The sequence below is a fragment of the Kineosporia mesophila genome, from assembly GCF_021129235.1.
Taxonomy (GTDB): domain Bacteria; phylum Actinomycetota; class Actinomycetes; order Actinomycetales; family Kineosporiaceae; genus Kineosporia; species Kineosporia mesophila.
In genome coordinates, this window is sequence record NZ_JAJOMA010000003.1 from 162,630 (window position 1) to 177,757 (window position 15,128).

General features: G+C 71.9%; 11 protein-coding genes. 8 read left to right on the forward strand and 3 right to left on the reverse strand.

Features of this window, described 5'->3' with window-relative positions:
- Positions 1-232: 232 nt before the first annotated feature.
- The gene (lon, locus tag LR393_RS05675; RefSeq protein ID WP_231482119.1) at positions 233-2,584 is read left to right on the forward strand and encodes an endopeptidase La; all 2,352 of its coding nucleotides are present in this window, start codon (positions 233-235) and stop codon (positions 2,582-2,584) included.
- 84 nt (positions 2,585-2,668) lie between these two features.
- On the opposite strand, the gene LR393_RS05680 is transcribed toward lon, so the two are convergent.
- Positions 2,669-3,412, reverse strand: coding sequence for a copper homeostasis protein CutC (locus LR393_RS05680; RefSeq protein ID WP_231482120.1), 744 nt, complete (start codon positions 3,410-3,412; stop codon positions 2,669-2,671).
- Between the two features lie 78 nt (positions 3,413-3,490).
- Complete coding sequence (locus tag LR393_RS36200; RefSeq protein WP_231482121.1) at positions 3,491-4,705, reverse strand: DUF1996 domain-containing protein; 1,215 nt, start codon at positions 4,703-4,705, stop codon at positions 3,491-3,493.
- A gap of 166 nt (positions 4,706-4,871) precedes the next feature.
- Here LR393_RS36200 and LR393_RS36205 point away from each other — a divergent pair, with 166 nt between their 5' ends.
- Genes LR393_RS36205 through LR393_RS36210 form a run of 6 tightly spaced genes read left to right on the forward strand, consistent with a single transcriptional unit; the run spans position 4,872 to position 12,855 of the window.
- The gene (locus LR393_RS36205; RefSeq protein ID WP_231482122.1) at positions 4,872-6,053 is read left to right on the forward strand and encodes a sensor histidine kinase; all 1,182 of its coding nucleotides are present in this window, start codon (positions 4,872-4,874) and stop codon (positions 6,051-6,053) included.
- Entirely contained in the window at positions 6,050-6,787 is a 738-nt protein-coding gene (locus LR393_RS05695; protein ID WP_231482123.1) for a LuxR C-terminal-related transcriptional regulator, read from the forward strand. The genes LR393_RS36205 and LR393_RS05695 overlap by 4 nt, the downstream gene beginning before the upstream one ends.
- Positions 6,788-6,789: 2 nt before the next feature.
- Entirely contained in the window at positions 6,790-7,470 is a 681-nt protein-coding gene (locus LR393_RS05700) for a carbohydrate-binding protein (protein ID WP_231482124.1), read from the forward strand.
- A 31-nt stretch (positions 7,471-7,501) separates the two neighbouring features.
- Entirely contained in the window at positions 7,502-10,012 is a 2,511-nt protein-coding gene (hrpB, locus tag LR393_RS05705; RefSeq protein ID WP_231482125.1) for an ATP-dependent helicase HrpB, read from the forward strand.
- A gap of 42 nt (positions 10,013-10,054) precedes the next feature.
- Positions 10,055-12,127: a HelD family protein gene (locus tag LR393_RS05710; protein WP_231482126.1), complete on the forward strand. Its 2,073-nt coding sequence runs from the start codon at positions 10,055-10,057 to the stop codon at positions 12,125-12,127.
- Positions 12,124-12,855 (forward strand): GNAT family N-acetyltransferase, encoded by a 732-nt coding sequence (locus tag LR393_RS36210; protein ID WP_231482127.1) that lies wholly within the window; start codon positions 12,124-12,126, stop codon positions 12,853-12,855. Before LR393_RS05710 ends, LR393_RS36210 begins: the two co-directional genes overlap by 4 nt.
- Here the strand turns inward: LR393_RS36210 and LR393_RS05720 are convergent.
- The gene (locus LR393_RS05720; protein WP_231482128.1) at positions 12,852-13,535 is read right to left on the reverse strand and encodes a TetR/AcrR family transcriptional regulator; all 684 of its coding nucleotides are present in this window, start codon (positions 13,533-13,535) and stop codon (positions 12,852-12,854) included. The genes LR393_RS36210 and LR393_RS05720 overlap by 4 nt on opposite strands.
- 94 nt (positions 13,536-13,629) lie before the next feature.
- Between LR393_RS05720 and LR393_RS05725 the strand changes: the two genes are divergently transcribed.
- A complete protein-coding gene (locus tag LR393_RS05725; protein ID WP_231482129.1) occupies positions 13,630-15,057 on the forward strand; it encodes an MFS transporter in 1,428 nt (475 codons plus the stop codon).
- The last annotated feature ends 71 nt before the right edge of the window (positions 15,058-15,128 follow it).

A 15,128-nucleotide genomic window follows, 5' to 3' on the forward strand; every position in this document is an offset into this window, starting at 1 on the left:
CGGGGGACACATCTTCGCAGGTCGGACGGGCCGTCCGGGCCGCCGTCCGGCACGGTCCGCGGCCGGAACCAGACCGCCCGCGGCATCGCGCACCGTGAGCGGGACCGCCCCCGTCACCCGTCCGGCAGGCGGCGATCGCGGTGGCCCGGTCACGGAACCCACCCGTACGTTGAGTCGACTCCGCTCAGGGCGAACCCGGAACTAAGTAATCAAGTAATCGCATTGACCGGGCATGACCACCGAGACCTACCCCGTCCTCTTCCTCGATGATGTCGTCGTCCTCCCGGGCATGGCCCTGCCGATCGAGCTGACGGCCCAGGCTCAGCAGACGATCGACGCCGCCCGGGCTGCTCGCGGCTCGGACTCCCAACCCCTCGAAGTCCTCGCCGTTCCCCGCATCGACGGTAAGTCGGGCGTGGTCGGCTCCATCGTGCAGGTCGTGCAGATCGGCCGGCTGCCCAGCGGCGAGCCCGCCGCGGTGCTGCGCGCCGACCGCCGGGCCCGGATCGGCCAGGGCGTGGTCGGCACCGGGGCGGCGCTGTGGGTCGAGGCCGAGCCCCTGGTGCCGCAGACCCCCAACGGCCGGGTGAAGGAGAAGGCCGCCGAGTTCAAGCAGGTCCTCACCACCGTCCTGCAGCAGCGCAACAACTGGCAGGTGCTCGACGCGGTGCAGCGGATGACCGACCCGTCCGAGCTGGCCGACGTGGCCGGGTACGCCACCTGGATCGAGACCTCCGAGAAGGTCACCCTGCTGGAGACCCTCGACGTGGAGAAGCGTCTGGACTTCCTGCTCGCGCGCGGCCGCGAGCACCTGGCCGAGACGGCGATCTCCGAGAAGATCGCCGAGGACGTGCAGGAAGGCATGGAGAAGACGCAGCGGGAGTACCTGCTGCGCCAGCAGCTCGCGGCCATCCGCAAGGAACTGGGCGAGGAGGACGCCGGTGGCACCGACGACTACCGCTCCCGGATCGAGGCGGCCGACCTGCCCGCGAAGGTCCGCACCGCGGCGCTGGCCGAGGTGGACAAGCTGGAGCGGGGCTCCGAGCAGTCCCCCGAGGCCGGCTGGATCCGGACCTGGCTGGACACCGTGCTCGACCTGCCGTGGAACTCCCGCACGGTCGACAGCACCGATATCACGCACGCCCGCGAGGTTCTCGACAGCGACCACACCGGTCTGGACGACGTGAAGGAGCGCATCGTCGAGCACCTGGCCGTGCGCGCCCGCCGGGCGGCCCGCGGTCTGGAGGTCGTCGGCGGCCGCGGCTCGGGCGCGGTGCTGGCCCTGGTCGGCCCGCCCGGGGTCGGCAAGACCTCGCTGGGTGAGTCCGTGGCCCGCTCGCTGAACCGGAAGTTCGTGCGGGTCGCGCTGGGCGGCGTGCGCGACGAGGCGGAGATCCGCGGGCACCGGCGCACCTACGTCGGCGCGCTGCCGGGCCGGCTGGTCCGGGCCCTGCAGGAGGCCGGCACGATGAACCCGGTGATCCTGCTCGACGAGATCGACAAGGTCGGCTCGGACTACCGCGGCGACCCGGCCGCGGCCCTGCTCGAGGTGCTCGACCCGGCGCAGAACCACACGTTCCGCGACCACTACCTGGACCTCGACCTGGACCTGTCCGACGTGGTCTTCCTGGCCACCGCCAACGTGCTCGAGACCATCCCCTCGGCCCTGCTGGACCGGATGGAGGTCGTCCGGCTGGACGGCTACACCGAGCGGGAAAAGGTCTCCATCGCCCGCGACCACCTGCTGCCCCGGCAGCTCGAGCGGGCCGGCCTGACCGACGACGAGGTGACGATCGACGACGAGGCCCTGCGGGCCGTGGCCGCCGAGCACACCCACGAGGCGGGCGTGCGGCAGCTGGAGCGTTCGCTCGCGCGCATTCTGCGCAAGGTCACCACGGAGCTCGAGGACGCGGCGGCGGACCGGTCGCGGGTCACGGTGTCGGTGGACGACGTGGTCAGCTACCTGGGCCGGCCCCGGTTCACGCCGGAATCGGCCGAGCGCACGGCAGTTCCGGGCGTCGCGACCGGCCTGGCCGTGACCGGTGCGGGCGGCGACGTGCTGTTCGTCGAGACCACCGCGATGGAATCGGAGCACGGCGGGCTGGAGCTCACCGGGCAGCTGGGTGACGTGATGAAGGAGTCGGCGCAGATCGCGCTCAGCTACCTGCGGGCCAACGGCTCCCGGCTCGGCGTGAACACCGACGAACTGTCGCACCGCCGGATCCACGTGCACTTCCCGGCGGGCGCCGTGCCCAAGGACGGGCCGAGTGCGGGCGTCACGCTGACCACCGCGCTGGCCTCGCTGCTGACCGGCCGCCCGGTGCGCGCCGAGATCGGCATGACCGGTGAGGTCTCGCTCACCGGCCGGGTGCTGCCCATCGGCGGCGTGAAGCAGAAGCTGCTCGCCGCCCACCGGGCCGGCCTGACCGAGGTGATCATCCCGGCCCGCAACGGACCCGACCTGGACGACCTCCCCGAGGATGTGCTCGGCCAGCTGATCGTGCACCAGGTCAGCGACGTCGCCGACGTCCTGGGGATCGCCCTGGAACCCGCCGCCGCAACGAGCCGGTCCCAGGCCGCCTGATCATGCACGACGCCTCCCCGGAGTTCTCTGACTCCGGGGAGGTTTTGCATGATCACGAACAGAGGGAGACGGGACCTTTCGTAATCATGCGAAGTGCTCCCGCCCTTCGTCGAGGGCCTTCCTCATCGCCCGCACCGCCGCCCGCGACGTGACCCCTCGCCCAGCCGCGTCGTAGGGCACGGCCGGGTTGCTGAAAAGCGCCGCTGAACGCACCGTTTCCGCGGCCCGGCCGTGCACTTCGGTCACCCCGGACCGCTTCACCAGCTCGGCCACGTTCGCCGGCCGAACTCCCCCGCCGGCCAGAATCGTCAGACGGTCCGCCACCTGGTCCGTCAGACGCCTCAGCACCGCCGCTCCTTCGAGGGCCGACGCCGCCCCACCGGAGGTCAGCACCCGGTCGAACCCCAGCTCCACCAGGGCCTCCAGGGACGCGGGGAGGTCACGGCAGGCGTCGAAGGCCCGGTGGAAGGTGGTCGGTGCCCCGGCGCAGGCCTCCACCAGACGCTCCAGCACCGGCCCGTCGACGCACCCGTCGGCACTCAGCGCACCCAGCACGAAACCCACTCGAGGGAGAGACCGGAGCTGGTGGACGTCCTCGATCATGACCTCGACCTCAGCGGGACTGAAGACGAAATCGCCGCCCCGCGGGCGGATCAGCACCTGCACCCCGATCCGTGAGGTGCTCGCGAGCACCCGGTGCACCAGGCCCGCGCTGGGGGTCACCCCGCCCTCGGAGAGGGCGGAGCAGATCTCGACCCGATCGGCCCCGGCGGCCTCCGCGACCGCGGCGCCGGCCGCGTCCTCCAAGCAGATCTCCAGCAGTGTCATACGCCGCAAACTAGTGAACCGGACGGGTCCGCAGAGGCCTGACTCCCTGGCGAACCCGTCCGGTTGATCAAGGGTGGATCAGAACTTCCCGTCACTGGCGCAGGTGACCAGCTGACGTACGCAGCTCTTGACCCGGTCGTTCATCGTCTTCACGTCCCAGGCGACGAACGCGTCGGCGTGCATCGAGGAGGCCATGCCGGACGAGAGCGAGTACCCGGCCTTGCTGCCGTGGGTGGGGTAGTAGATCGAGAAGGTCATCGCCGGGATGCGCACCGGGAAGGCCTTGGGGCAGTCACCCTGCGAGCCGTAGCTGACGTGCGACTTGTGGTCGGGGCTGTCCAGGTGCTTGCCGTCCCAGCAGTCCGGGAAGCGCATCATGAAGTGCACCGTGCCGCCGTCACCGCAGACCGGCCAGTTGCCGTCGGTGCTGCGGGCCTTGCCCTCCAGCGGGCCGCCCGAGCAGTAGAACGCGTCGCGGCTGCCGGCCGGCGTCTTGACCTGCTTGCTCGCATCGCCGTAGATCATCCGCATGCCGTTCGGCATCGGCACCGTCTTCTTCTTGTTCTTGTCGTCGAGAAGGCTTCCGTAGTAGGCGATCAGCATGTTCGGCTGGACCTTCTTGCCGGTCGCCTTGTTCGTCAGCGAGGGCACCCAGTACGAGGAGTGGTCCTTCTTCGGCACACAGGTCGTGGCCGTGAACTTCATCAGGTCGTCGACCGTGGTGTTCGCCTTGGTGATCTTGTTGCCGTAGAACGAGTGCAGGTGCGAGGCACCGGTCTGGTTCGGGAACACGATCGGGTCGTTCTTGCCCGAGTGACTGTACGAGCAGGTCGCGTTGAACTCGGGGTTCATCTTCGCGCCGGCCTTGACCTTGCGGGGCTGGGTGGTCCTGAAGTCGGCGAGCTGGGCCGCCCAGGCCTTCTTGTCCACGTTGATCCACTTGCCCTTGGGCATCTTCATCACGTGGATCGGGGCGTCGGTGGTCGCCGCGGCCTTCGAGGTCGCGGCCTTGGTGGCGGCCTTCGACGTCGCGGTCGAGGCGGTCTTCTCGCTGTGCGCCGTGGAGTGCTCGGTGGTGGGCGCGGCCGTGCTCGCCCCGGCCTTCGCCTCCTGGGTGGCCTCGCTGGTCGCCGCCTGCTCGTGGCCGTGCGTCGCGGTGGCGGCCAGGGGCGCCGAGTTGGCCGCGCTGGCACCCGGCACGACGTCGAACGCGACGGCGGCCGTCACTCCCAGAACAGCGGCCGTGGCCACTGCCAGCGCCGGGCGCAGCAACCGGGGACGTCGTGGTGACACGTGTTCTTCTCCTTCGGGGCGAGCTCGGTGTGGTCGGGGACGACTCAACCGCGGACCGCCGAAACCGCTGTAGGCCCAAAGTCCTAGGCCCGTGGCCGGGCTGGGGCCTGCCGGTTGGTACCTTCACGGCGACGGAACGCGCCGGAGAGGATGCCGAGAGGACCAGGTGGACGAGCTCCCCCAGCACCGGGTGCAGCAGATCGTGGCTCTGGCGCTCAGCCGGGCGGTGCTGCTCACCCGGGCCACCGTCTGTCTGACCAGCGCTGTCGTCAGTCTGCTGGTGCAGACCGACGGCGTGCGGTCGGCCGCGCTGATCGTGGTGCTGCTGCTGTCCACCGCCGCCGGGGTCGCCGCGCTGCCCCGCTGGCCCACCCTGGTGCGCTCCCCCGTGCCGCTGCTCACCGCCGACGCCGGGCTGCTGCTGGTCGTGCTCGGGCTGAGCTCGGGCGGCATGACCTACTTCGTGTACGCCGCCGGGGCCGCGGCCCTGGCCGGCGCCGCGCTGGGGTTCGCCGCGATCCCGCTGTGGGCGGCCCAGACCGGGCAGGGTCTCGTGGTCTGCGCCGTGCTGCTCGACAGCCAGGAAGTGCCCAGCGCCCTGGCCGGTTTCCTGCTCGCCGCCCCGCCCGCCGCGGTGCTGGCCGGGATCGGCACGGTGCTCGCCCAGCGGATGCTGACCCGGCAGATGAGCCGCACGGTCGAGCTGATCACCGACGCGCAGCGCTCCGCCGCGGCCGCCGAACGGGCCCGCCTGGCCCGGGAACTGCACGACTCCGTGGCCAAGACACTGCGGGCGATGTCCCTGGCCGCGGTCGCCCTGCCCGGTTCGCTGCGCCGCCAGCCCGCCCTGGCCGAGCAGCTGGCCGACGTGATCTCGCAGGGCGCCACCGCCGCGTCGGCCGAGGCCCGGCAGCTGATCGACGGGATGCGGCTCGACGCGCCGGAGGAGGACTTCGCCACCACCCTGCAACGGGTGTGCGCCCTGTGGTCGGCGGAGACCGGGATCAGCGCCACCGCCACCGTGGCCCCGGTCGACCCACCGGTGGCCGTGCGGTACGAACTCAGCCGCATCGCCGGCGAGGCCCTGGTCAACGTGCAGCGGCACGCGGCCGCCACCCGGGTCGGGATCACGGTCAGCGAGCGCGGCCGGGGCCTGGTGATGACGGTGCGGGACAACGGGCGGGGGTTCGAGGTCCCGTTCGATGCGGACCTCGCGGCTCTTCAGCATCGGGGTCACGCCGGTATCGTCGGCATGATGGAGCGCGCACGCACGATCGGGGGCTCACTGACGGTGGAGTCGGAGCCGGGTCTGGGCACGATGATCCGCGTGCGGGTGCCGGTGCTGTGAGCGGCTTCGACCCCGGTTTCGACGCTGTGGGCTGGCTGAATACCGGTTCCCGGCCGGCCTCGCCGGCCGGCCGGCGGATCACGGTGCTGCTGGTGGACGACAACGCCACCATCCGCGCGACCCTGCGGCCGTTGCTGGAGTCGGACGGGCAGATCAGCGTGATCGCCGAGGCGGGCAACGGCGCGGCCGGGCTGGCCGAGGCCCGGCGGTTGCGGCCCCTCGTGACCGTTCTGGACTACCAGATGCCGATCGCCGACGGGCTGTCGGTGATCGAGGACATCTCCCGGCACAGCAATGTGCTGGTGCTGACCAGTAACGACAGCCAGGAGATCATCGCCCCGATGCTGCAGGGCGGGGCGCGCGGCTACCTGGTCTACGGCAAGTTCGACCCGGGCGACCTGGTGAGCGCGGTGCGGGCCGTGGCCTCCGGGCAGGGCTGGCTGATCCCGGCGGCGGCCTCGGTCGCGACCGGGGCCGTGCGCGACGCCTATGCCCGCGAGCGCGCGGCCGGGGCCCGGCACGGCAACCTGCGGCGCACCCGGCGGGGTTTCGGGCTGAGCGGGCGGGAGATCGAGGTGCTGGAGCTGGTGGGTGACGGGCTGTCCAACGCCGCGATCGCGCAGCAGCTGCGACTGTCGGAGAAGACCGTGAAGAACCACCTGAGCAACGTGTTCGGCAAGCTCGACGTGACCAGCCGCACCGAGGCGCTGGCCCGCTGGCACGGCTGGCGGTAGCGATGGCCTCCCGCACACGACCGGTCTCGACCCACTGGTGGGGCATCGGGTTGCTGTCCCTCCTGGTGGCCGCCTCGTCGTTCGCGGTGCCCCGGGTGCTGCCGGCGAAAGAGCCGATGAAGGACGAGGTTGCTCTCCCGAGCGTGTCGGCGACGGTGTCGCCTTCGGCGTCCCCCTCGATGACGCCCTCGATGACGCCCACCGTGGTCCCCACCACCGCGATGATGACCCCGACCGCCGCGCCGGCCACGGCGTCCCCTCGTCCCACCACCACGAAACCCCGCCCGAAGCCGACGTTCCAGGCCCTGACCATCAATCCCTGGGCGAAGGCGAACGAGACCTCGGGCATCGCGGTGATCGCCTGCCCGACCTGCGCCTCGGGAAAGCGGGTGCAGTACCTGGGGCAGGGGCATTACGTGATCGTGCGCCTGAAGAACCTGCGGGTGGGCGGCCGGCGCACCATGACGGTGATCTACACCTGTGCCTGCGACCCCGAGGAACGGGAGCTCGACATCATGGTGAACTCCGACCCGGTGCGAACTTTCAGCGTGAAGGGCGCGCGGAGCTGGGACACGCCGGCCCGGTTCAGCACGAAGATCGACCTGGTGAAGGGCGACAACGTGATCCGGTTCTTCAACCAGAACGACCCGGCGCCCGACCTGGACCAGATTCTCATCCGCTGAGCCCGGCCGGGCGGGCTGCGAGGATGGGCCCATGCTCCTGGCCACCGCCGAGCGCGCTCTCGGGAGCGCGCTGCCGATCAGCTCGACCATTCCCACGCTCCTGGCCGCCCTGACGTCAGCGGGCGCGGGCGTGCTCGTCTCACCGCCCGGCACCGGTAAGACGACGCTCGTGCCGCTCGCCCTCGCCGATGCCGTGGAGGGGCGGGTCGTGGTCGCGGAGCCGCGGCGGGTCGCGGCCCGGGCCGCCGCGCGGCGGATGGCGTGGCTGCTGGGTGAGGAGGTCGGCGACCGCGTCGGGTACTCGGTGCGGGGGGAGCGGCGGGTGGGCCGGCGCACGCGGGTCGAGGTGGTCACGACCGGTCTGCTGGTGCGGCGGCTGCTCTCCGACGCCGAACTGCCCGGCACCGCGGTGGTGCTGCTCGACGAGTGCCACGAACGGCATCTGGACACCGATCTGGCACTGGCGTTCTCGGCCGAGGTGCGCTCGGCGCTGCGCCCCGACCTGTGGCTGCTGGCCGCCTCCGCGACCGCCGACAGTGACCGGATGGCAGCCCTTCTCGGGAACGCCCCGGTGATCGGGGCGGATGCTCCGCTGTTCTCGGTGAATCCGGTCTGGTGCCCGCCGACGGGGCCGGTCGACCCGCCGCACGGGCTGCGGGTGGATCCACGCCTGCTCGACCACGTGGCGTCGGTCGTCCGGCGGGCGCTGGCCGAGACCACCGGTGACGTCCTGGTGTTCCTGCCCGGGGCCGGTGAGATCGAGGGGGTGGCACGGCGTCTGTCCTCGGTCGGGGCCGAGGTGCTGCGGCTGCACGGGCGTCTGAGCGGCCGGGACCAGGACGCGGTGCTCACGGGTGGTCGCAGCCGGCGGCGCGTGGTGCTCTCGACCTCGGTGGCCGAGAGCAGCCTGACCGTGCCCGGCGTGCGGTGTGTGGTGGACGCGGGCCTGGCCCGGGTGCCGCGCACCGACCTGTCGCGGGGGCTGAGCGGGCTGGCGACCGTGCGGGTGTCCAGCTCGTCGGCGCACCAGCGGGCGGGCCGGGCCGGGCGCGAGGCCCCCGGTGTGGTGTATCGCTGCTGGTCACAGGCCGAGCACGACCGGCTGCCCGCGCATCCCGCACCCGAGGTGGACGTGGCCGACCTGACCGGGTTCGCGTTGTCGCTCGCGGTCTGGGGTTCGCCCGACCCGGCCACGCTGCCCCTGCCGTCCCAGCCCCCGGCCTCGGCGATGGCCGTCGCCCGGCAGACCCTGCAGGCGCTGGGGGCGGTCTCCGACGACGGCCGGGTGACGGACCGGGGCACCCGGCTGACCACGGCCGGGGTGCATCCGCGGCTGGCCCGGGCCTTGCTCGACGGGGCCGCCCGGGTGGGCGCCCGGCGTTCCTCCGAGATCGTGGCCCTGCTCGCCGACGACTCGCTGGGCGGGGGCACGGACGATCTCGCGGCGGCCTGGCGGCGGCTGCGCAATGCCGGCGCGGGCGATCCCCTGGCCGCACGCTGGCGGGACGAGGTGCGACGGCTGCGGTCGGCGATCCCCGAAGGCCCTGTTCGTGATCAGGCCGACGTTCCCGGCGACGACCTGGCCGCCGGGCTCGTCACCGGGCTGGCTTTTCCCGAGCGCATCGCCCGCCTGCGCCGCACCGGCGGCTACCTGATGTCCGGGGGCACCGGGGCCGGGCTCTCCCCCGGCTCCGGCCTCACCGGCATCTCCTGGCTCGCGGTCGCCGTGGCCCAGCGGCAGGCCGGGGCGCAGGCCGCGCGGGTGCGCCTGGCCGCGGCGATCGACGAGACCACGGCGCTCGAGGCCGGGGGCGAGATGCTGCGAACAGTGGACGAGGTGGTCTGGTCGGGCGGGGACGTCGTCGCCCGGCAACGCGACCTGCTCGGGTCGATCGTGCTCAGCGAGCGTCCGCTGAAGAACCCGGCGACACCCCTGGTGCAGGAGGCGCTGCGCGCGGGGATGGAGAAGGAGGGCCTGGGACTGCTGCGGTGGACCCCCGCCGCCCTTCATCTGCGGGCGCGGCTGGCCCTGCTGCACCGGGCCCTGGACTGGCCCGACGTGTCCGACGCCGCCCTGCTGGAGCGCGCGCAGGAATGGCTCCTCAGCGCCCGCCGGCGCTCCGACCTGCAGCGCGTCGACCTGGTCCAGGCCCTGCGGGGCCTCCTCGACCATCGGGAGAGGGCACAACTCGACGCTCTGGCACCCGAGCGGATCGTCGTCCCCAGTTCCTCGAACATCGCCCTCACCTACTCCGACGACCTGACCGACCCCGCCGACCCGGTGCTCGCGGTGAGACTCCAGGAGGTGTTCGGCTGGGCCGCGGCGCCACGGATCGCCGATGGCCGGGTGCCCGTCGTGCTGCACCTGCTGTCCCCGGCGGGCCGCGCGCTGGCCGTGACGAGTGACCTGGAGTCGTTCTGGCAGAACGCCTATCCGGGGGTGCGGTCCGAGATGCGGGGGCGGTACCCGAAACACCCGTGGCCCGACGACCCGGCGAGCGCCGTGCCCACGAAGCGGACGAAGCATCCGGCCCGACGGTAATTCGTTCGACCTGCTGGGAAAGGGCGAGTAAGGTGCCCCCTCGTGTCTGCCGCCCTTGATGATGTCCTCGGTTCGGAGCAGGACTACCTGGCCCGGGCCCGTGCCGACCTCGAAATGATGCGCCAGCAGGTGCTTTCGCTGGACGTGCAGGGCGGGAACGAGGTGTCCGCCCAGTACCTGAGTGCCGCCCTGTACCACCGCGCGCAGGCCCTGCGGGACGATCCGGGCACCACGCTGTTCTTCGGCCGCACCGACCACGACAACGGCAACCGCTGGTACGTGGGACGCCGGCACGTCGCCGACCCCCAGGGCGACCCGGTCGTCATCGACTGGCGCGCCGAGGTGGCCAAGGCCTTCTACCAGGCCGGCCGCAACGACCGGATGGGCGTGCAGAAACGCCGCCGGTTCGGCATCGAGCAGGGCGCGATCACCGCGTACGAGGACGAGGTGCTCACCGACCCCGCCACCCCGGAGAAGAAGAGCCAGATCCTGGCGCACGAGATCGAGCGCCCGCGGGCCGGGCCGATGCGCGACATCGTCGCGACGATCCAGCCCGAGCAGGACGTCATCGTGCGGGCCGGCATCGAGACCTCGGTCTGTATCCAGGGGGCGCCCGGCACCGGGAAGACCGCGGTCGGACTGCACCGCGCGGCCTGGCTGCTCTACGCGTTCCGCGACCGCCTGGCCCGCTCCGGGGTGCTCGTGGTCGGGCCCAACGAGTCGTTCCTGGAGCACGTCAACGCGGTGCTGCCGAGCCTGGGCGAGGCGCAGGTGCGGCACGCCACGGTCGAGCAGCTGGTGGTGACCTCACCCGGCGGGGCCGAGGTCCTGCTCACCGTGAAGGGTTCCGACACCCCGGCCGTGACCGGGCTGAAGGGTGATGCCCGGATGGCCGAGGTGCTGCGACGCGCGGTCTGGGCCGGGGTCACGAAGCCGGCCGAGGCTCTCGTCGTTCCCCGCGGTGCCCGCAAGTACCGGCTGCCCGGCTATCAGCTCGCCGAGATCGTCGAGGAGCTGACGAACCGCGGCGTGCGGTATGCCGCGGCCAAGGACATGCTGCCGCAGCGCATCTCGCACGCCGTGCTGCTGATGATGGAAGAGGCCGGTGACTCCCCCGACGACCGGGTGCAGGACGCCGTGGCCCGCAGCCGCGAGGTGAAGAAGTACGCCGACGCGGTCTGGCCCGCCATCGACCCGAAGAAGCTGCTGTTCTCGCTGCTCTCCGACCCCACGGTGCTGGCCCGGCACGCCGAGGGCGTTCTCACGCAGGACGAGCAGCAGCAGCTGATCTGGGCCAGGCCGGCCCGCACGGCCGGTTCGGCGCGGTGGAGCCAGGCCGACGCGGTGCTGCTCGACGAGCTGACCGACCTCACCCGGCGTTCGCCCAGCATGGGTCACGTGGTGCTGGACGAGGCCCAGGACCTCTCCCCGATGCAGCTGCGTGCGGTCGGCCGGCGGTGCTCGACCGGCTCGATGACCGTGCTGGGTGACATCGCGCAGGGCACCACGCCCTGGGCCACCCCGTCGTGGGAGGTCACGCTGGAGCACCTGGGTCAGGTCGGCGCCGTGATCGACGAGCTGGACCGCGGCTTCCGCGTGCCCGACGCCGTGATCCGTTACGCGGCCAGGCTCCTGCCCTCGATCGCCCCCGGCCTGAACGCCCCGACCTCGGTGCGTGACTCACCGGGCAGTCTGCGGATCCTTCCTGCGGTGGACGAGGAGGAACGGCGGACGCTCGTGGAGACGTCCGTGCGGGAGGCCCTGGCCGAGCTGGGGTCGATCGGGCTGATCGTGCCGGACTCGCAGGTGCTCGCGGTTGCCGCGCAGCTGCGGGAGGCGGGGATCGAGCATTCCGTGCTCGGGCCGCACGGAGCCGAGCTGGACGGCGCCTCCGGTGCCCCCGATCCCCTGAGCCTGCGGGTCAGCGTGGTGCCCGCCACCACCGCCAAGGGTCTGGAGTACGACTGGGTGATCGTGCTGGAGCCCACGACGATCGCCGCCGAGGAACCGGACGAGCGCACCGGGCTGCGCCGGCTCTACGTGGTGCTGACCCGTGCCGTCACCGGGCTCACCGTGGTGCACCAGAAGCCGCTGCCGGAGGTGCTGGCCCGGTGATCGACGCTGCGGTCGAGGGTTTCGCCTGGGCAATGGCCGAGCTGGGCTCGAACACGCCGGCCGGGGCCCTCGAGCGGCACGGTGACGCGACCGTGCTGGTGTCCGGCGCGGCGGTCCCGTCGCTGAACTACGTCATGGTGATGACGCAGGCCCCGGACCCGGCCGACGTGGCGAGCGCCGCCACCGCGATCCAGGCCTACGGGGTGCCGTGGGGCATGGAGTTCCGGCACGCGCCCACCGACGAGATCATCGCCCTGGCCGCCGGTCTCGGACTCGGGCGACACACGCGTCCTCAGTTCATGACCGTCCGGCCCGAGGATCTCGTCCGCCGCCGGACCGCTCTGACGATCGAGACCGTCGGGCCGGAGCACTGGGAGGAGTACACCGACGTCCTCACCCGGGGTTTCGAGGCTCCGGCCGGGATCTTCGGCGCGACGATGGGCGGCCCCGTGCTCGGCCTGCCCGGATTCCGCGGCTACCTGGCCCGCACCGCCGACGGTGCGGTCGGCACCGCGCTGAGCACGGTGAAAGACGGCGCGCTCTGTGTGTTCAACGTCGCGGTGCGGCCGTCGGCGCGCGGGCGGGGCATCGGCCGGGCCCTGACCGAAGCCGCTCTCGCACAGGACTTCACCGTGGCCTGCTTGCAAAGCAGTACCGCCGGGCGGCCGTTGTACGAGTCGATGGGCTTTCGGGCCGCGGAGCGCTGGCACACCCTCGAACCGGCCTAGAGCTTCGCCTGCACGGCCCGGATCCCCTCGACCATGAGCTCCACGCCGAGGTTCAGGTAGTGGTCTTCCATCGGCTTGCTGACCAGGATCGGCGCGCAGGCGACAATGTTCGGGTAGCGCTCCGGGGCCAGGCTCTCCAGCGCGATCCGCTTCTCCCGGGTGCGCCGGCGCACTTCTTCCTCCGACGCCCTGAACGCTCGTTCGCCCGGCTCCATCGTCACCAGCACCACCATGTTGTGCAGCGCCTGGATGCCGATCTCGCCCATCCGCTGCTGGTCGAAACCGGCCTCGTGCAGGGCGGCGAAGAACATCTCGGCCAGGTCGAGCCCACCCACGCAGCCCATGAACCGCCGGTGCACCAGGTCGGCGACCTCGGGGTGCTGCTGCAGCGACCGGAGGATCGCCAGGCAGACGTCGCGGATGCGCACGTGCCACTCGGGTAGCCCGCCGGCCGGGTAGACCGGGATCTCCACCTCGTCGAGCACCCGTTCGGCCAGGCCGTCGAGCAGCAGTTCCTTGTCCTTGAAGTGCCAGTAGAGGGCCATCGGGGTGACTCCGTGGTCGGTCGCGAGCCGCCGGATGGTGACCGCGTCCAGCCCCTCGGAATCGGCCAGGGCCAGCGCCGACGAGACGATGACCTCCCGGCTCAGGCGCTCTTTGACGCTCCTCTTGGCAACCACGACATCGACTGTACCCCGTACAGGCCGGGCTTGCGCAGGCCTTCCTCTACGCTGTACATGTACGTCGTACAGTTTTCCTTCGGAAGGTTTCGCCATGAGGCGTAGTCCCTGGTCGACGCTGGCCGTGCTGGCACTGGCCCAGTTCATGGTCGTGCTCGACGTCACGATCGTGAATGTCGCGCTGCCCGACATGCAGACCGATCTCGGTTTCAGCACCGACCGACTGCAGTGGGTGATCAGCGCCTACACCCTGGTCTTCGGTGGGTTCCTCCTGCTCGGCGGTCGCGCCGGTGACCTGCTGGGACGGCGCCGGCTGTTCGTCGCGGGCCTGGTCGTGTTCGGTCTCGCGTCGCTGGCCGGAGGTTTCGCGCAGTCCCCGAACATGCTGATCGCCCTGCGGGCCGTTCAGGGCCTGGGCGGCGCGATGCTCTCCCCCGCAGCACTTTCCATTCTCACCGTGACCTTCGCGCCGGGACGCGACCGCAACATCGCCCTCGGCATCTGGGGCGGTCTGGCCGGGCTGGGCGGCACGCTCGGGGTGGTGGCCGGCGGTTTCCTGGTGGACGACGCCAGCTGGCGCTGGGTGTTCTTCGTGAACGTGCCCGTCGCCGCCGCCCTGGTCGCGATCACGCCCCTGATCGTGCGCGAGAGCCGGGTCGGGAATGCCTCAGGTGGACGCACCTTCGACCTCCCCGGCGCCCTTCTCGCCACCACCGGCACGCTGGCCCTGACCTACGGCGTGATCCGCGCCGAACCGCTCGGCTGGAGCGACCCCGAGGTGTTCGGTTCCCTGATCGCGGCGGTCGTGCTGCTGGCCGGGTTCGTGGTGGCCGAGAGCCGCTCCAGCGCACCACTGGTGCCCCTGCGGATGTTCCGTTCCCGCTCGCTCAGCCTGTCGTCGGTACAGCTGGGCCTGAACGGCGCCGCGTTCCTGTCGATGTTCTTCCTGGCCGCCATCTTCCTGCAGCAGGTGCGGGGCCGCTCGGCCGTCGAGACCGGCGTGCAGTTCCTGCCCATGGGCGTCGCCGCGATCGTCGGGGCCACCCTCGCCTCCGCCCTCGTCACCCGGATCGGCACCCGGCCGGTGCACCTCGCAGGTGCGGTGATGAGCGTGGCCGGACTACTGCTTCTCACCACGGCGGGCGCCGACGGCAGCTACGCGGCCGAACTGCTCCCCGGGTTCACCCTCTTCGGCTTCGGGATCATGTGGGTCGGCGTGCCGGGGCAGATCTCGGCGGTGTCCGAGGTGGACCACCGCGACGCCGGCGCGGCCTCCGGGCTGGTGTCGGCCGGCTACCAGATCGGCGGCGTGCTGGGCCTGGCCGTCGTGAACACGCTGTCCACGTCCCTGGCCAACAGCCGCCTGGCCGAGGGCGCCGATCCGCAGACCGCCCTGGTCGACGCCTTCCACCGGGGAATCCTGGTGGCGGCCGCGTTCGCCGCGGTGAACGCAGGACTCGCCCTGGTGCAGAAGCAGCGCGTGCCGGACGCGGAGGAGATTGCCGAGGCCGTGCCGGTCTGAGCCGGTCTGAGCTGTGGGCGGGCGGTGTCGGATCAACGACACCGCCCGCCATCGTTAACCCCATGCTTCCG